General features: G+C 62.9%; 17 protein-coding genes. 12 read left to right on the top strand and 5 right to left on the bottom strand.

The genetic code is table 11. The annotated features are described in order from the left end of the window. Nucleotides 1–29: 29 nt before the first annotated feature. From HCO70_RS15870 to HCO70_RS15880, 3 genes are read left to right on the top strand one after another with little or no spacing between them, the layout of a single operon-like run. The gene (locus HCO70_RS15870; protein ID WP_172297912.1) at nucleotides 30–749 is read left to right on the top strand and encodes a double zinc ribbon domain-containing protein; all 720 of its coding nucleotides are present in this window, start codon (nucleotides 30–32) and stop codon (nucleotides 747–749) included. A 35-nt stretch (nucleotides 750–784) separates the two neighbouring features. Next, complete coding sequence (gene grxC / locus HCO70_RS15875) at nucleotides 785–1,042, top strand: glutaredoxin 3 (protein WP_172297914.1); 258 nt, start codon at nucleotides 785–787, stop codon at nucleotides 1,040–1,042. Between the two features lie 52 nt (nucleotides 1,043–1,094). Next, nucleotides 1,095–1,535, top strand: a complete 441-nt coding sequence (locus HCO70_RS15880; protein WP_172297916.1) for a MarR family winged helix-turn-helix transcriptional regulator — start codon at nucleotides 1,095–1,097, stop codon at nucleotides 1,533–1,535. A 4-nt stretch (nucleotides 1,536–1,539) separates the two neighbouring features. Here HCO70_RS15880 and ubiG read toward each other — a convergent pair whose 3' ends face one another. Next, a complete protein-coding gene (gene ubiG, locus HCO70_RS15885) occupies nucleotides 1,540–2,286 on the bottom strand; it encodes a bifunctional 2-polyprenyl-6-hydroxyphenol methylase/3-demethylubiquinol 3-O-methyltransferase UbiG (RefSeq protein ID WP_172297918.1) in 747 nt (248 codons plus the stop codon). 66 nt (nucleotides 2,287–2,352) lie between these two features. Here ubiG and pip point away from each other — a divergent pair, with 66 nt between their 5' ends. From pip to infB, 9 genes are all read left to right on the top strand, one after another. Further along, nucleotides 2,353–3,357 carry a prolyl aminopeptidase gene (pip, locus tag HCO70_RS15890; protein ID WP_172297920.1) on the top strand — a complete coding sequence of 335 codons (1,005 nt, stop codon included), beginning with the start codon at nucleotides 2,353–2,355 and terminating at the stop codon, nucleotides 3,355–3,357. A 90-nt stretch (nucleotides 3,358–3,447) separates the two neighbouring features. Beyond that, the gene (locus HCO70_RS15895) at nucleotides 3,448–4,452 is read left to right on the top strand and encodes an ABC transporter permease (RefSeq protein ID WP_172297922.1); all 1,005 of its coding nucleotides are present in this window, start codon (nucleotides 3,448–3,450) and stop codon (nucleotides 4,450–4,452) included. Next, complete coding sequence (locus HCO70_RS15900) at nucleotides 4,449–5,642, top strand: ABC transporter permease (protein WP_172297924.1); 1,194 nt, start codon at nucleotides 4,449–4,451, stop codon at nucleotides 5,640–5,642. Before HCO70_RS15895 ends, HCO70_RS15900 begins: the two co-directional genes overlap by 4 nt. A gap of 4 nt (nucleotides 5,643–5,646) precedes the next feature. Next, nucleotides 5,647–7,305, top strand: a complete 1,659-nt coding sequence (locus HCO70_RS15905; protein WP_172297926.1) for an ABC transporter ATP-binding protein — start codon at nucleotides 5,647–5,649, stop codon at nucleotides 7,303–7,305. Between the two features lie 78 nt (nucleotides 7,306–7,383). Then, entirely contained in the window at nucleotides 7,384–8,928 is a 1,545-nt protein-coding gene (locus tag HCO70_RS15910; protein WP_172297928.1) for an ABC transporter substrate-binding protein, read from the top strand. A 290-nt stretch (nucleotides 8,929–9,218) separates the two neighbouring features. Next, nucleotides 9,219–9,803: a ribosome maturation factor RimP gene (gene rimP / locus HCO70_RS15915; RefSeq protein WP_172297930.1), complete on the top strand. Its 585-nt coding sequence runs from the start codon at nucleotides 9,219–9,221 to the stop codon at nucleotides 9,801–9,803. A gap of 4 nt (nucleotides 9,804–9,807) precedes the next feature. Next, entirely contained in the window at nucleotides 9,808–11,430 is a 1,623-nt protein-coding gene (nusA, locus tag HCO70_RS15920; protein WP_172297932.1) for a transcription termination factor NusA, read from the top strand. 22 nt (nucleotides 11,431–11,452) lie between these two features. Continuing rightward, nucleotides 11,453–12,088, top strand: coding sequence for an RNA-binding protein (locus HCO70_RS15925; RefSeq protein ID WP_172297934.1), 636 nt, complete (start codon nucleotides 11,453–11,455; stop codon nucleotides 12,086–12,088). Continuing rightward, nucleotides 12,085–14,622, top strand: a complete 2,538-nt coding sequence (gene infB / locus HCO70_RS15930) for a translation initiation factor IF-2 (protein ID WP_172297936.1) — start codon at nucleotides 12,085–12,087, stop codon at nucleotides 14,620–14,622. Before HCO70_RS15925 ends, infB begins: the two co-directional genes overlap by 4 nt. A gap of 117 nt (nucleotides 14,623–14,739) precedes the next feature. Here the strand turns inward: infB and HCO70_RS15935 are convergent, their stop codons facing one another. From HCO70_RS15935 to HCO70_RS15950, 4 genes are all read right to left on the bottom strand, one after another. Beyond that, nucleotides 14,740–14,877, bottom strand: a complete 138-nt coding sequence (locus HCO70_RS15935; RefSeq protein WP_172297938.1) for a hypothetical protein — start codon at nucleotides 14,875–14,877, stop codon at nucleotides 14,740–14,742. A gap of 162 nt (nucleotides 14,878–15,039) precedes the next feature. Then, complete coding sequence (mutT, locus tag HCO70_RS15940) at nucleotides 15,040–15,438, bottom strand: 8-oxo-dGTP diphosphatase MutT (protein WP_172297940.1); 399 nt, start codon at nucleotides 15,436–15,438, stop codon at nucleotides 15,040–15,042. Then, entirely contained in the window at nucleotides 15,435–16,775 is a 1,341-nt protein-coding gene (gene argJ / locus HCO70_RS15945) for a bifunctional glutamate N-acetyltransferase/amino-acid acetyltransferase ArgJ (RefSeq protein WP_172297942.1), read from the bottom strand. The genes mutT and argJ overlap by 4 nt, the downstream gene beginning before the upstream one ends. An 18-nt stretch (nucleotides 16,776–16,793) precedes the next feature. Next, nucleotides 16,794–17,663, bottom strand: coding sequence for a peptidylprolyl isomerase (locus tag HCO70_RS15950; protein WP_172297944.1), 870 nt, complete (start codon nucleotides 17,661–17,663; stop codon nucleotides 16,794–16,796). Between the last annotated feature and the right edge of the window lie 173 nt (nucleotides 17,664–17,836).

Here is a 17,836-nt window from a genome sequence, read left to right on the forward strand (position 1 = left end):
TCGGCGGTATCTAGGAGGGATCGGCGCGAATGCAAAGCCTGTTGAACCTTGCTTTTCCGCCGCAATGCGTAAGCTGTGGCGCACTGGTGCGGGAGAGTTTCGGCCTGTGCGGGGTATGCTGGCGCGAGACGCCCTTCGTTACCGGGCTGGTCTGCGAACAATGCGGCGTGCCGCTGCCGGGAGAGGCCGGGCCGGATGCCAGCGAGTCCTGTGACGACTGCCTGACCATTGCGCGGCCGTGGAAGCGGGGGCGCGCGGCACTGCTGTACAAGGACAACGCGCGGCGACTGGTGCTGGCGCTGAAACACGGTGACAGGCTGGATCTGGTGCGGCCGGCGGCGCGATGGATGGCGGGCGTGACGGGTCCGTGCCTGGAGCCGGACAGCGTGATCGTTCCGGTCCCCGCGCATTACTGGCGGCTGGTGCGGCGGCGCTACAATCAGGCGGCGGCGCTGGGACTGACGCTGGCGCGGATGACGGGGCGGCCCTGTATGCCCGATCTGCTGATGCGGGTGCGTCGAACGCGGATTCAGGACGGAATGAGCCGGGAAGACCGGTTCCGTAACCTGGCCGATGCGATCCGGCCCGGAAAACAGGCGGCAAAGCGGCTTGCGGGGCGCCCGGTGCTGCTGGTCGACGACGTCATGACGTCGGGAGCGACGCTCGCAGCGGCGACCGAAGCGGCGCATGCAGCCGGCGCGGAGCGGGTCTGCATCGTTGTACTGGCACGCGTGGCAAAGGATGACTAAGTTCTTTGCTTATGCAGCAAACCGGAACGCCAGAGATGCAAGCCGTCGAAATCTATACCTCCCCCTTCTGTGGCTATTGCCATGCGGCCAAGCGGCTGCTGGCGAAGAAGGGTGTGGAATACACCGAGATCGACGTGATGGGCGCGCCGGAGAAGCGGCAGGAAATGATGGGCCGCGCGCACGGGCGACACACAGTCCCGCAGATCTTTGTCGGCGCCACGCATGTCGGCGGCTGCGACGACCTTTTCGAACTGGAGCGCGCGGGCAAACTTGACCCGCTGCTGGCGGGATAGTGGCCGCGGCGATCCGTTGTCTCGCCATCCCGTGTTCGGAGTTGGTGCGCGCATGAACGAGAGTCACGACAATCTGTCGGTCGCGCTGTTCAGCGAGATCTTCATGGCGGACCAATTGGCGCGGGCCAAGCTGGCGCGCGTGTTGCCGCGAGGCATGGAGCTGAGCCATTTCTCGGTGCTGAATCACCTGTCGAAGTCGAAGGTGGAAAAGACCCCCGGAGAGCTGGCGCGTGTGTTCCACGTTACGCGCGGCGCCATGACCAACACCGTCAACAAGCTGGCGTGGTCCGGCTACGTGCATATCCGGCCCGACTGGGACGATGCGCGGCGCAAGTTCGTCGCGATCAGCCCGGCGGGGCGCCGGGCCTGCGACGAGGCGTTCCAGGTGATCGCCAGCATGGTCAGCGAACTGGTGGAGGATATCGGGCCGGACCGGGTGCGCGCGGCGCTGCCCGTGCTACGCGAGGTGCGGTCCCGGCTGGAGGAAGAGTGACGCCTCAGGACGGCTTCACACTGGCGGTCACGTAGTTCACCGACAGGTCGCGGTCCGAGATCGACCAGCTCCATGCGATGGGGTTGAAGATAAAGCCCTTGCCGTCCACCGGGGTCAGGCCAGACGTCTCTAACAAGGCGAACAGCTCATCCGGCGTGATGAACTTGTTCCAGTCATGGGTGCCCTTTGGTAGCCAGCGCATCACGTGCTCTGCCCCGACGATGGCCATCATGAAGCTTTTCGGATTGCGGTTGATCGTCGAGCAGATCATCAGCCCGCCGGGCTTCAGAAGCTCGCGGCAGGCGGTCAGATACGCCTGCGGATCGGCGACATGTTCGACCACTTCCATGTTCAGCACGGCGTCGAACTGCTCGCCAGCCTCTGCCAGCGCCTCTGCCGTGGTGTGGAGATAGTCGATTTCCAGGCCCGACTGTTCGGCATGGATCCTGGCGACGGGAATGTTCCGTTCGGCCGCGTCGGCCCCGACGACTTCGGCGCCGAGCCGCGCCATCGGTTCCGACAACAGCCCACCGCCACATCCGATATCGAGGATGCGCAGGCCCTCGAACGGGCGTTTGTCCGAAAGGTCCCGGCCAAACTCGGCGGCGATCTGAGATGTGATGTAGTCCAGCCTGCACGGATTCATCATGTGCAGCGGCTTGAACTTGCCGGTGGGGTCCCACCACTCGGCGGCCATTGCCTCGAATTTGGCGACCTCTTGCGGGTCGATGGTGTTTGTTTCGGCTGACATCAACGTCACCTCAGTTTTTCGCACTGCCCCGTGGCGGGACCGTCACGGAACCGATATAGGGTGGTTATGGACAAGGTCGCCGGTCGAAGAAAGAGCGCAGAGCACCTGTATCCGCCGATCGACCCGTTTGATCAGCGGATGATGGACGTTGGCGACGGCCACAAGGTCTATGTGGAGCAGTGCGGCAATCCGCACGGTATCCCGGTGCTGGTGTTGCATGGCGGGCCGGGTGGCGGCTGCAGCCCGGCGATGCGGCGCTATTTCGATCCGAATACCTACCGCGTGGTGCTGTTCGATCAACGCGGCTGCGGCCGGTCGCGTCCGCATGCCTGTATCGACAACAACACGACCTGGCATCTGGTGAGCGATATCGAAGCGATCCGCGAGGCGCTGGGCGTGTCACAATGGGCGGTGTTCGGTGGTTCCTGGGGTGCGACACTGGCGCTGATCTATGCAGAAACGCATCCGGATCGGGTGGCGCACCTGATTTTGCGCGGCGTCTTCCTTATGACCCGGCGCGAGCTGGACTGGTTCTATGGCGGCGGCGCCGGCCAGTTTTACCCGGAACTCTGGGCGCGGTTCTGCAAGCTCATCCCCGAGGAAGAGCGCGGCGACATGATCGCGGCGTATCATCAACGGCTGTTCAACGGCGATCTCGTGGCAGAGACGCAGCATGCGCGCGCCTGGACGGCGTGGGAAAACGCGCTGGCTTCGATCGAAACGGACGGACCTGCGGCTGACAGCCCGGCGGACTATGCCCGAGCGTTCGCCCGACTGGAAAACCACTATTTCATCAATAGCGGTTTCCTGGGTGAAGATGACTATATTCTCAAGCGTGTGGAACGGCTTACGGGCATCGGCGGGCATATCGTGCAGGGGCGGTACGACCTTATCTGTCCGCCCTACTCGGCCTACAACCTGCACAAGGCGTGGCCGAAGTCCGAGTTGCAGATCGTGACGCTTGCTGGTCATGCCCTGTCGGAACAGGGGATCAGCGCACAGCTCCTTCGGATCATGGACCGACTGCGGTTCGATCCGGCAATGCGGATCCTGTCCGGAGCTATCGGCTGAAATCACAAGGCTTTACTTGTGAGGCAGACACGTTAAGTTGATTGACGAGTCAATAAAAATAAAAACAGGGAACCAGGGGGACCGGTCACTTTGCACCCGGTACTGAAGATCGTCATCCAACGGCTGTTGCTTGGACTTCTGACCTTGCTGGCCGTTTCTATCATCATCTTCGTGGCGGTCAACTCGCTGCCGGGTGATTTTGCCCAGGCCATCCTGGGCCAGTCCGCGACGCCCGAGGCTGTTGCCGCGATCCGCCGCGATCTTGGCCTCGATCAGCCGGCCGTCACCCGGTACTTCCAGTGGCTGGGCGACATGCTGACCGGCAATCTCGGCATCAGCTTTGCGCAGGCCAATTTTGCCAGTTTCGTGGGGACCAGCGCCGAATCCGGGTCAGGTCCGGTCACGGTGGCGCAGCAGATCGCGCCGCGCTTTGAAAACACTATGTTCCTTGCCGGTGTGACCGCGGTAATCGCGGTGCCGATGTCTCTGACGCTGGGCATTCTGGCGGCCCTGTTCCGCAACTCGGTCTTCGACCGGACGGCAAACATCGCCTCGCTCAGCGCGGTGTCGAGCCCGGAATTCTTTCTTGCCTACATCCTGATCCTGTTCCTGGCGGTGCTGCACCCGATCCTGCCGTCGCTGTCGAACATCTATGAAGGGATGCCCTTCGGCGAGCGGCTGTACCGTACGCTGCTGCCCGCTCTGACGCTGACACTGGTGGTCACGGCGCAGATGATGCGGATGACGCGCGCGGCGATCATCAACCTGCTCGCCTCTCCCTATATCGAGATGGCGCGGCTCAAGGGCATTTCGCCGATGCGGGTGATCGTGAAGCACGCGCTGCCGAATGCGCTGGCGCCGATCATCAACGTGATCGCACTGAACCTCGCTTACCTGATCACCGGGGTGGTCGTGGTCGAGGTGGTCTTTGTCTATCCGGGGATCGGGCAGCTGTTTGTCGACAGCGTTAAGAACCGGGATATCCCGGTGGTGCAGGCCTGCTGCCTGATCTTCGCGGGGGCCTACATCCTGCTGAACCTGATGGCCGACGTGCTGTCGATCCTGTCCAACCCGCGCCTGAGGCACCCGAAATGAGCGCCTGGATTGGACTTCTCATCGCGCTGGTCGTGATCGCTACCGCCGGCTGGGTGTTCCGCTTTGCCGGGCAGACGGTGACGGGCAACAAGCCCTACTTCCGCGACATGTCCTATGGCGTTGCCTTCGGCTTTGCGCTGGGCGTGGCGCTGCTGGCGTGGCTGGTTTGGAGCTACTACCGGTCCTGGGCCATTCCGGCCGGGCAGCCGAACCCGTACTTTTTCCTGCGCATCGCGATCCACGGGTTCATCCTGTTCGCCATCGCGGCCTTCCTGTTCCGGCTGATCGGCCGATATGTCGGCACAGGCACCAGCCGCAAGCTGTTCCGGTCGATGCCGCTGACCGCCTCGTTCGGAATCCTGATCGTGCTGGTCTATGCGCTGCTGGCAATCTTTGCGCCGATGCTCGCCCCCTACGGGCAGGAGCAGGTCTTCGCGCAGGCCAATGTGGTGCCGGGTGGCGACCCGACCCTGGGCGGCAACCCGGACTTTCCGCTGGGAACAGACCAGATCGGCCGGGATATCTTGTCGCGGCTGATCTATGGCGCGCGGAACACCGTGGGAATCGCCTTTGTCACGACGATCATCGCCTTCCTGCTGGGCGGCACGCTGGGTTTCCTGGCCGCGACGCTGGGCGGCTGGGTCGACCAGGTGGTGGGCCGTACCGTGGATGCGCTGATGGCGATCCCGGCGCTGATCTTTGCACTGCTGCTGATCACGGTGGCAAGCGCCTGGGTGCAGGGCAGCGGCCTGACCGTCGCAATGATCTTCATCATGGCGGTGATCGATTCCACGCGGGTGTTCCGCCTGGCGCGGGCTGTGGGCGTGAATATCGTGGTGATGGACTATATCGAGGCTGCGAAGCTGCGCGGCGAGGGGCTGGGATACCTGATCTTTCGCGAGATCCTGCCGAACGCCACAGCCCCGCTGCTGGCCGAATTCGGCCTGCGGTTCTGCTTTGTGTTCCTGACGATCTCGTCCCTGTCGTTCCTGGGTGTCGGCATCCAGCCGCCGCTGGCCGACTGGGGGACCATGGTCCGCGACATGGCGCCGTTCATCAACTACGCGCAGTTCGCGCCGCAGATTGCCGCCGCACCGCTGCTGGCCGCGGGCGCCATCGCACTGCTGACGGTAGCGGTGAACTTCGTGGTGGACTGGATGCTGCACAAGTCCTCTGGGCTGAAGGAGTGACCGGATGAGCGAGACAGACAAGCCCGTCCTGGTGGAAATCAAGGACATCTGGATTGAGGGTCGATCCGACGAGGAATGGCTGCCGATCATCAACGGTGCGTCTCTAACACTGCGCAAGGGTGAAGTTCTGGGCCTGATCGGCGAATCCGGCGCGGGCAAGTCGACGCTGGGCCTGGCGGCGATGGGCTATACGCGCGACGGGGTGCGGATCAAATCCGGATCAGTGACCTTCGACGGCGTCGACCTGATCGCCGCCTCTGCCGCCACCAAGCGTGACCTGCTGGGCAAGCGCATCGCCTATGTGGCGCAATCGGCCGCCGCCAGCTTCAACCCCGCGCACAAGCTGATCGACCAGCATGTCGAAGCGCCGGTTCAGCACCACGTGACATCAAAAAGCGAGGCAACCGACGACGGGATAGAGCTTTACCGCCGCCTGCGGCTGCCGAACCCCGACGAAATCGGATTCCGCTATCCGCACCAGGTGTCAGGCGGTCAACTGCAGCGGGCGATGACGGCAATGGCAATGTCCTGCCGCCCCGACCTGATTATATTCGACGAACCGACGACGGCGCTGGACGTGACCACGCAGATCGAGGTGCTGGCGGCGATTAGGGATATCGTCGAGCAATTCGACACGGCGGCGATCTACATCACCCACGACCTGGCGGTGGTGGCGCAGATGGCGGATCGGATCAAGGTGCTGCTGAAAGGTGACGAGGTCGAAGAGGCAGATACTCGCGTCATGCTGGAATCACCCAAGGACGACTACACGAAAAGCCTCTGGGCCGTGCGCAGCTTCGAACGCCCGGCCAAACCGGCACCTGCGGTGGACGCAACGCCGGTGGTTTCGGTGCAGAACATTACGGCCGCCTACGGCAAATTGCCGGTGCTGCATGATGTCAGCTTCGACATCCATGCCGGAAGAACTGTGGCGGTGGTCGGCGAATCCGGGTCCGGCAAATCGACGACGGCACGTGTGATCACAGGATTGTTGCCGCAGCTTGAAGGCGTGGTCGAATTCAAGGGCGAGGCATTGCCCGCCGATTACCACAAGCGTGACCGCATGCAACTGCGTCAGGCGCAGATGATCTATCAGATGGCCGATACCGCGCTGAATCCGCGCAAGCCCATCGGAGAGATCATCGGGCGGCCGGTGGAGTTCTACATGGGTCTGCGTGGCCGGAAAAAACGCGAACGGGTCCGCGAATTGCTGAACGAGATCGAGCTTGAGCCCGATCAGTTCATCGACCGGCTGCCATCGGAGCTGTCCGGCGGGCAGAAGCAGCGTGTGGGCATAGCGCGTGCGCTGGCCGCCGAACCCGAGTTCATCATCTGCGACGAGGTGACATCGGCGCTGGACCAGCTGGTTGCCGAGGGCATCCTGCGCCTCCTGGCGCGGCTGCAGGACGAACGTGGCCTGTCATACATGTTCATCACACACGATCTGGCGACGGTGAATGCCATTGCCGACGAAGTGGTCGTGATGAAGGACGGACGCGTGGTGGAGCAGGGGCCGAAGGCCGATATGTTCCGGCCGCCACACCACCCCTATACCGATCTTCTGCTCAGCTCCGTGCCGGAAATGGATCCGGACTGGCTGACAGATCTGCTGGCAGAACGCGGAGTTGAGAACATCGGCGATGCCGCAGTTGATAAAATGTAACCGAATCACTTCAGGTGATGACTGATCTCGCGGGGCTGCCGCCTTGCCACGACAAATGACAGGAAAGGGAGTCTACCCATGACACGTTTCACGAGACGCGGACTGCTTCGCACCGGCGCCGCAGCCGGTGTGCTGGCGGCGACCGGCCTGCCCGCCATCGCGCAGGCCAAGCGTGGCGGCCATCTCAAGATGGGCCTGAATGGTGCCAATACGTCGGACAGCTGGGATGGCCGGACCCACTCGGACATTTTCATCATCTCGGCCGCGCTGGGCGCGGTGTTCGACGCGCTGACCGAGGTCGGCGCGGACGGCGCCCTGAAGGGCGAGCTGGCGGAAAGCTGGGAAAGCTCTTCCGACGCCAAGACGTGGACGTTTAACCTGCGCCAGGGCGTGACCTTCCACAACGGCAAGCCGTTCGGCGCGGATGACGTGATCGAATCGCTGAAGATGCATGTCGGCGAAGGCGTGAAATCCGCAGCCCAGCCGATCGTCGCGGCGATTGCCGAGATGAACAAGATCACCGACCACCAGGTCCAGTTCGTGCTGGCCGAAGGCAACGCCGACTTCCCCTACCTGCTGGCCGATTACCACCTGCTGATGTATCCAGCCGGACAGATCGACGAGGCAATTGCCAACGGCATCGGTACCGGGCTTTACAAGGTGGAAAGCTTCGATCCGGGCGTTCGCTTTGTCGGCACCCGCGTCGACAGCCACTACAAGGACGGCGAATCCGGCTGGTTCGACACGGTCGAGCTGATCGCGATCAACGACATCACCGCCCGGATGAATGCGCTGCTGACCGGGCAGGTCGATGTCATCAACGACATCGACTTCAAGACCGAATCGCTGCTGAAAGCGAATCCGATGACCGAGATCTTCGAGGTCACCGGCAACCAGCAGTTCACCTTCCCGATGCTGACCGACGTGTCGCCGTTCGACGACAACAACATCCGGAACGCGATCAAATACGCTGTGAACCGGCAGGAGATGGTCGACAAGATCCTGCTTGGCCACGGTGGCGTCGGCAACGACAGCCCGATCGGTCCGGCGAACCAATACTATTATTCCGACATGGAGCAGACGGCCTATGATCCGGACAAGGCCAAGTTCTATCTGAAAGAGGCCGGACTGGATTCCATCGACGTCGATCTGTCGGTGTCCAACGCGGCCTTCACCGGTGCGACCGACGCGGCGCAGCTGTATCAGGCCTCGGCCAAGGCCGCCGGCATCAACATCAACCTGATCCAGGAACCGGCCGACGGCTACTGGTCGAACGTCTGGCTGAAAAAGCCGTGGTGCGCCTGCTACTGGTCCGGCCGCGCGACCGAGGACCTGATGTTCTCGACGGCCTACGCCACCGGAGCGCCATGGAACGACACCCACTTCGAGAACGAGCGCTTCATGGAGCTGATGTCCGCTGGCCGCACCGAGTTCGACAGCGACAAGCGGCGCGAGATCTACTACGAGATGCAGCAGATCGTTCACGATGACGGCGGCGCGGTGATCCCGATGTTCGCCAACTTCGTCGGCGCCAAGACCAACAAGGTCATGAACTCCGGCAGCATCGGCAACGTCTACAAGGTCGACAACGGCCGGGTCGCCGAGCGGTGGTGGGCGGCTTAAACCACTGACGCCGCACTAGGATTGGTAACGCCTTGCCGGTTGGCAGGGCGTTACCTTTTTACGGCTCGCTGACTCACTTGACGCGCACGACGGCTACCGCACAGGGCCGACGCAACCGGTCGCGTCTGCCCGATGGCGGGATGATTCCATCCCCTCTTGCACAAAGCCCCCTCCCCGCGTATATCCCGTTTCAACAGCGGCGCTTCGGCTTCCACCCCCGAGGCTCCACCGGACAAGTGTGAACGGGCCGCGCGCCCGTTTTTTCGTATCTGGACCCCGGAAACGGACCAATGACAGACCTGATCGCAAAAGCCCCCATCGACCGGCGCCTTGCCGAGATCCTGACCCCGATCATCGAGGGGATGGGCTTCGAACTGGTGCGTGTGCGGCTGCTGGGCGGCAAGACCAAGACCGTGCAGATCATGGCCGAACGTCCCGACGGCGGGATCGAGGTTGACGAATGCGCCGAGATTTCCAACGCGGTCTCCGCCGTGCTGGATGTCGAGGACCCGATCGACGACGCCTATGCGCTGGAAGTGTCCAGCCCCGGCATCGACCGTCCGCTGACCCGGCTGAAGGATTTCGACACCTTCGAAGGCTACGAAGCCAAGCTGGAGACGACCGAGATGATCGACGGCCGGCGCCGCTTCAAGGGCGTGCTGGCCGGCACCGAGGATGGCGAGGTGCTGATCCAGATCGAGGATCAGGGCGAACCCGTCACCATCGGGCTGCAATTCGACTGGCTGAGCGATGCCAAGCTGGTGCTGACCGACGAGCTGATCCGCGAGATGCTGAAGCAGCGCAAGGACGCGGGCGTGATCAATGAACAGGATTTCGATGAAATAGAGACGGAAGACGTCTCGCAGGAGGACTGAAGACATGGCAATCACCTCTGCCAACCAGCTGGAACTGCTGCAGACCGCCGAGGCGGTCGCGCGGGAAAAGATGATCGACCCCGGGCTGGTCGTTGAAGCGATGGAAGAAAGCCTCGCGCGTGCCGCGAAGAGCCGCTACGGCAGCGAAATGGACATTCGCGTGTCCATCGACCGCAAAACCGGCAAGGCGACCTTCACCCGCGTCCGCACCGTGGTCGAGGATGAAGAGCTGGAGAATTATCAGGCCGAGCTGACCGTCGCGCAGGCAAAACAGTACCTCGATGACCCGAAGGTGGGCGACACCATCGTGGACGAGGTTCCTCCCGTAGACATGGGCCGGATCGCCGCGCAGTCGGCGAAGCAGGTGATCCTGCAGAAGGTCCGCGAGGCTGAGCGTGACCGCCAGTACGAAGAATTCAAGGACCGCGCCGGCACGATCATCAACGGTATCGTCAAGCGCGAGGAATATGGCAACGTCATCGTCGACGTGGGCCGTGGCGAAGCCATCCTGCGCCGGAACGAGAAGATCGGTCGCGAAAGCTATCGCCCGAACGACCGTATCCGCTGCTACATCAAGGACGTGCGCCGCGAACCGCGCGGGCCGCAGATCTTCCTGTCGCGCACCGCGCCGGAATTCATGGCCGAGCTGTTCAAGATGGAAGTGCCGGAAATCTACGACGGCATCATCGAGATCAAGGCCGTGGCCCGCGATCCGGGTTCGCGCGCGAAGATCGCGGTGATCTCCTACGACAACTCGATCGACCCGGTCGGCGCCTGCGTCGGTATGCGCGGGTCTCGCGTGCAGGCTGTGGTGAACGAGCTGCAGGGCGAGAAGATCGACATCATCCCGTGGAACGAGGATCAGCCGACCTTCCTGGTGAACGCGCTGCAGCCGGCCGAAGTGTCCAAGGTTGTTCTGGACGAGGAAGCCGAGCGGATCGAGGTGGTGGTCCCTGAGGATCAGCTGTCGCTGGCCATCGGCCGTCGCGGCCAGAACGTGCGCCTGGCGTCGCAGCTGACCGGCCTCGACATCGACATCATGACCGAAGAAGAAGAATCGCAGCGCCGGCAGGCCGAGTTCGAGGAACGGACGAAGCTGTTCATGGATACGCTGGACCTCGACGAGTTCTTCGCCCAGCTGCTGGTGGCCGAAGGCTTCACCAATCTGGAAGAAGTCGCCTATGTCGAGATCGATGAGTTGACCGTGATCGACGGTGTCGACGACGATACTGCAACCGAGCTGCAGGCCCGTGCCCGCGACTTCATTGACGAACAGAATCGCAAGGCTCTGGAGCATGCGCGCGAACTTGGCGTCGAGGACAGCCTTGTGAATTTCGAAGGGCTGACGCCGCAGATGATCGAGGCGCTGGCGCTGGACGATGTGAAGACGCTGGAAGACTTCGCCACCTGCGCGGACTGGGAACTGGCCGGCGGCTGGACCACCGAGAACGGCGAGCGCAAGAAGGACGACGGCATCCTCGAAAAGTTCGATGTGTCGCTTGAAGAGGCGCAGAACATGGTGATGACCGCGCGGATCCAGCTGGGCTGGGTCGATCCTGCCGAACTCGAGGCCGAGGAATCGGTCGAGGAAGGCGAAGAGGGCGAAACCGAGGAGGTCGGGGCCTGATCTCAGGCCCCGGTGGTTTCGGATGGCTCGGGGTGGCCAGCCAAAAGACAGGGCCGACGGCCCCGAGCGACGTTGTATCGCGACCGGAGAAGTCCAGCCGAAAGCCGGGCTGATCCGGTTTGTGACCAGTCCAGACGGTCAAATCGTCCCTGACGTCCTTGAAAAATTGCCCGGAAGGGGTATTTGGGTGGCAGCGGACCGTGCGGCCATTGACCGTGCGGTTCAGAAGCGGCTGTTTTTGCGTGCCGCAAAGCAATCCGTCTCTGTGCCGGACAACCTTGCGGACGAGGTCGAACGCCAGCTGCTGCAGCGGGTGGTCGACCAGATTGCGTTGTCGAGAAAAGCGGGCCATGCGGTGGCCGGCTACGAGAAGGTGAAGTCCTGGCTCCAGACCGGTGAAGCGCTGGTCCTGATCCAGGCCTCGGACGGGTCTGCCCGGGGAAAGTCAAAGCTCAACACGCCGCCGGATGGCAAGTTTATCGGCGTTCTGACGGCTCAGGAATTGGGTTTGGCTTTCGGGCGTGAACATGTGATACATGGCGCGCTTGCGGCTGGCGGACTCACGAGACGTGTAGTAGAGGATGCCGCGCGGCTCTCTGGCCTGCGCATGACGAACGGGGGTGAGGACACCTCCGGAAAGGATTTGAAGACGCGATGAGCGATACCGACGGCAAGAAAACGCTTGGCCTGCGTGGCGGCCCCCGATCGGGCCAGGTAAAGCAGAGCTTCTCCCACGGGCGGACAAAGAACGTCGTGGTCGAGACGAAGCGCAAGCGCGTTGTCGTGCCAAAGCCCGGTGGCTCCGGCAAGGGTGGCGGTGGCGCGGCGGGCGGCGACGCGTCCAAACGGCCAGCCGGGATTTCCGATGCGGAACTCGAACGCCGGATGAAGGCGCTTGCCGCCGCGAAGGCGCGCGAGGCTGAAGAGGAAGAGCGCCGGCAGCGCGAGGAACAGGAGCGCGCCGAGGAACGCGAACGTCGTCGTGCCGAGGCGGAAGCCAAGGAACGCGAAGAGCGCGAGCGCGAGGAAAAGGCAAAGGCCAAGGCCGAAGAGGACGAGCGCCGCAAGCGCGAGGCCGAGGAAGCCAAGGCCAAAGCAGCCGAAGAAAAAGCCAAGCCGGCAGCCCCGGCCGCACCTGCGGCCGCAGCGGCACCGGCGACGCAGTCGCCGGCCGATGCCCAGGCCGAGGAAGCCCGCGGCACCAAGGGTCCTGCGGGAGCCCGCAAGCCCGATCGCGAGCGCGGAGAAACCCGCGAGCGCCAGGGCAAGCGCGGCCGTGACGACGGTGGCCGCCGGGCCGGCAAGCTGACGCTGAACCAGGCGCTTTCGGGCGGCGAAGGCGGGCGTCAGAAATCGCTCGCGGCGATGAAGCGCAAGCAGGAACGCGCCCGGCAGAAAGCCATGGGCGGCGCCGAGCAGCGCGAAAAGGTTGTGCGCGACGTGCAGGTCCCCGAGACCATCGTCGTGTCCGAGCTGGCCAACCGTATGGCGGAACGCGTGGCGGATGTCGTCAAGGCGTTGATGCAAAACGGAATGATGGTCACGCAGAACCAGTCCATCGACGCCGATACAGCGGAACTGATCGTCGAGGAATTTGGCCACAAGGTCGTCCGGGTTTCGGATGCCGACGTCGAAGACGTGATCGATACGGTCGAGGACAAGTCCGAAGACCTGAAGTCGCGCCCGCCGGTCATCACGATCATGGGCCATGTCGACCACGGCAAGACCTCGCTGCTGGATGCGATCCGGAACGCCAACGTGACCTCTGGCGAAGCTGGCGGGATCACCCAGCATATCGGCGCCTATCAGGTGACGACCGACAGCGGCGCGGTGCTGTCCTTCCTCGACACACCGGGCCACGCGGCCTTTACTTCCATGCGGGCACGCGGCGCGCAGGTGACGGATATCGTCGTGCTGGTGGTGGCCGCCGATGACGCGGTGATGCCGCAGACCATCGAAGCCATCAACCATGCCAAGGCGGCGGGCGTTCCGATGATCGTGGCGATCAACAAGATCGACCTGCCGGCCGCGAACCCCGACAAGGTGCGCACCGACCTGCTGCAGCACGAGGTGATCGTCGAGAAACTCTCGGGCGACGTGCAGGATGTCGAGGTTTCGGCGCAAACCGGCCAGGGGCTCGATGAGCTGCTCGAAGCCATCGCGCTGCAGGCGGAGATCCTGGAACTGAAAGCAAACCCCGACCGCGCCGCCATGGGCGCCGTGATCGAGGCACAGCTGGACGTGGGCCGTGGCCCCGTCGCCACCGTTTTGGTGCAGAACGGCACCCTGCGTCAGGGCGATATCTTTGTCGTCGGTGAGCAGTGGGGCAAGGTTCGTGCGCTGGTCAACGACAAGGGCGACCGCGTGCAGGAAGCCGGTCCGTCGGTGCCGGTCGAGGTGCTGGGTCTGAACGGCACGCCCGAGGCGGGTGACGTCCTGAACGTCGTCGAGACCGAGGCGCAGGCGCGCGAAATCGCCGAGTACCGCGAGGATGCCGCGAAAGAGAAACGCGCCGCCGCTGGTGCCGCGACAACGCTGGATCAGCTGCTGGCCAAGGCCAAGGAAGACCAGAATGTCGCCGAGCTGCCGATTCTCGTAAAAGCGGACGTTCAGGGCTCTGCCGAGGCTATTGTTCAGGCAATGGAAAAAATCGGCAACGACGAAGTCCGCGTACGGGTGCTGCATTACGGTGTGGGCGCGATCACGGAAACAGATGTCGGCCTGGCCGAGGCGTCGAATGCGCCGGTGATCGGATTTAACGTGCGGGCCAATGCGCCGGCACGGAACGCCGCGAACCAGAAAGGCGTCGAGATCCGCTATTACAGCGTGATCTACGACCTCGTGGACGACGTGAAGAAAGCGGCCAGCGGCCTGCTGGGCGCCGAGATCCGCGAAAACTTCATCGGCTATGCCGAGATCAAGGAGGTCTTTAAGGTCTCCAAGGTCGGCAACGTGGCTGGTTGTCTGGTCACCGAGGGCGTGGCGCGGCGGTCCGCCGGCGTGCGCCTGCTGCGCGACAACGTCGTGATCCACGAAGGCACGCTCAAGACGTTGAAACGCTTCAAGGATGAAGTGAGCGAGGTGCAGTCGGGCCAGGAATGCGGGATGGCGTTCGAGAACTACGACGACATCCGCCCGGGTGACGTGATCGAGATCTTCGAGCGCGAAGAGGTCGAGCGGACGCTCGCCTGATCCGCGACCGACCGGAATGAAAAAGGGCGGCCACTTGGGCCGCCATTTTTCGTTGCTCAGATGAAAAAGAGGAAGACCGCTGTCCTCCCCCTGTCCGTGTCATGAGTGGTGTTCGCCTTAGGCGGCCAGCGCGTTCACCGGAACGCCCGAAAAAATCTTATCGCCGACGCGAACCGCGATGTACCCGTTCGGCAGGTCCCGCACGAACAGGCCCTGCACCGAAACGCAACTACCGATAACGATCGTCCTTAGCATCCTACAGTCCCCCTTCTTTGTATCTCTCTGCGATACAATAATGGAGTTACAAAATCACCAAGAATCTGTGCAGAAAATTATAACTACTGATTAAACGATGCGCGAATCGCGAAATTTCGCTGAGTGAAATGGTGGATAAATCTGGGGACGGAAATCAAAGCGTCACAGCCAGTCGCGCAGCAGGGGAATCAGCGGGATATCAGCGGCCGGCATCGGATAGTCGCGAAGGTTGTTTGCGGTGACCCACTTAAGTGCCTGGCCTTCCCTGGAATGGGCGATACCCTCCCATTTCCGGCAGGCGTAGAGCGGCATGAGCAGGTGGAAATCTTCGTAGCTATGGCTGGCAAAGGTCAGCGGAGCCAGGCAGCTTTCCCACGTATCGATGCCCAGTTCTTCCTGCAGCTCGCGGATCAGCGCATGCTCCGGCGTTTCGCCCGGTTCGACCTTGCCGCCCGGAAACTCCCACAGCCCGGCCATCGACTTGCCTTCCGGACGCTGGGCCAGCAGGACCCGGCCGTCGGTGTCGATCAGCGCAACGGCGGAAACAAGGACAACCTTCACGACCGGTAGTCAGCGTTGATCTGGATGTAGGCGTGGGTCAGATCGCAGGTCCATACGGTGGCGCGGCCATCGCCAAGCCCCATGTCGACGCCGATCACCAGATCCTGCCGTTTCATGTAGGCAGCGCCATCCTCTTCCCGGTAATCGGGGGACACCCAGCCATCCTGTGCGACCTGGATGTCGCCGAAGGTGATGGCCAGCTTGTCGCGGTCCGCTGCTGCGCCCGATTTGCCGATCGCCATGACAATGCGGCCCCAGTTCGGATCCTCGCCAGCGATGGCGGTCTTAACCAGCGGCGAGTTGGCGACGGCCAGCGCGGCCTTCTTCGCATCGCCGTCGTTTTCGGCGCCGGTCACGGTGATTTCCACGAACTTCGTGGCTCCCTCGCCGTCACGGACCACCTGATGTGCGAGATCGAGCATGACAGTGTTCAGGGCCGACTCGAACGCATCACCGGAGGCGGTGCCAGGGCCGCCGACCTCGGCTTCCGACGCGCCGGTGGCGACAAGCAGCAAAGTGTCGGAGGTGGAGGTGTCGCTGTCGACGGTGATGCAGTTGAAGCTGGTATCGGTCAGCTTCGACAGCATCCCCTGGAGGTCAGCGCGCGCAATCTTCGCATCGGTGAAGATGTAGACCAGCATCGTCGCCATGTCGGGGGCGATCATGCCCGACCCCTTGGCGATACCGGCGATCTTCACAGGCTTGCCGCCGATCTTGACCGTCGCGGTGGCGCCTTTGGGGTAGGTGTCTGTCGTCATGATCGCCCGAGCGGCGTTGGCGATGCCGTCCTCGGCAAGGGCAGCTTTCAGCTCGCCCAGCTTTGCCGTGATACGCTCATGCGGCAGCGGTTCGCCGATGACTCCTGTGGACGAGGTAAATATGCGCGACCCCGGCACGTCAAGAATCGCCGATATCTCCTTTGTCAGAGACGAAACCGCGCTCATTCCGTGCGTGCCGGTAAAGGCGTTGGCATTGCCGGAATTCACAAGGATCGCGGCACCCTTGTCGGAACTGCCGCCGATCTTGGCCTGCCCGTCCAGCACCGGGGCGGAGCGTGTGGCGGATTTCGTGAACACGCCCGCGATTTCGGAGCCCGGCGCCAGCTCGGCCAGCATCACGTCTGTGCGGCCGGAATAGCGGACACCTGCGGATACGACGGCGAACTTTACGCCGCCGATTACCGGCAGGTCCGGGAACCCGCCGGCGGGTGCGAGGGGAGAGACCGAGGGGGTCTTCTTGCGCATCGTCGCGGCCAGTGCCGTATCGGATGCGTGGAGCAGCGCCTGAAGCTCTTTTACCTTCTGCTTCAGGTGCTTTATCTTCTTCTTGCCGGCCATCGCCCCTCCCGTGTCCTGTCAGTAGCCGATCAGAGACGTGTCTTTCAGGATCGCCGGGTCGATACCGGACACATCCGGGCGTTCGATCTCGGCGCCATCGACCAGCGCGGCCACTTCGGCGCGCAGCTTTTCGTCCCAAAGCTTGGCTTCCAGCTCGTCTTTCACTTCTTCGAGCGCGGGCGCCTCTGGCAGGCGGGTCTCGTTCAGTTTGATGACGTGCCAACCGAATTGGGTCTGAACCGGCTCGGAAATCGCACCGGTTTCCATGGCCATCACGGCGTCCTCGAACGGCTTTACCATCATACCGGGGCTGAACCAGCCGAGCTCGCCGCCGTTCGGGCCGGAGGGGCCGGTGGACTTCTCCTTGGCCAGCTCCGCGAAATCGGCGCCGCCCTCAAGCTCCTCGGCAAGTGCCTGCGCCTCTTCTTCGGTCGCAACAAGGATATGCGACGCATTGAATTCCTTGATTGGCGTGTAGTCGGCATATTCGGCGTCATAGGCCGCCTGCAGTTCGTCCTCCGACACCACGATCGCTTCGGCCAGGTCGGTAACCTTTTTGCTGGCGATCAGCGCGCTTTCCTCGTTTTCGATGGCCAGCTTCGTGCCCTCGTCAACCTCGTCGACCGAGGCCGACACGGCGCGTTGCTGGATCAGACGTTCCAGCAGACCCTCGAAGATCACGTCATCAGGAAGTTGCTGGTTCTGTTCCGACAGGCTCAGGCGCATCGCGATCATGTGGCCGACCGTGATATCAAACCCGTTCACCGTCGCGACGACGGTGTCTCGGGTGACATCGGCCGGTGCCTCGGTCGTATCCTGCGCCAGGGCGGGCAGGGACAGCGAGAGACACAGCGCGGCGGCACCAAAGAGGGTGTTTTTACAGGCCATAACGGATCCTTTGAGCTTGGCCGCGGTATCCCGCGACGTTGACACCATACTAGCGGCCCCTTACATCGCCTTGTGGCGCGCGACCGCTTCCTCCCGGCATTCCCTACGGGCTTGGGCGAGGGCGGGCAAGCACTCCACACACACGAAGAGATCAAAAAACATCCAGGCGGAGA

It is taken from the genome of Pseudoruegeria sp. HB172150 (assembly GCF_013184805.1).
In the GTDB taxonomy this organism is placed as follows: Bacteria; Pseudomonadota; Alphaproteobacteria; order Rhodobacterales; family Rhodobacteraceae; genus Psychromarinibacter.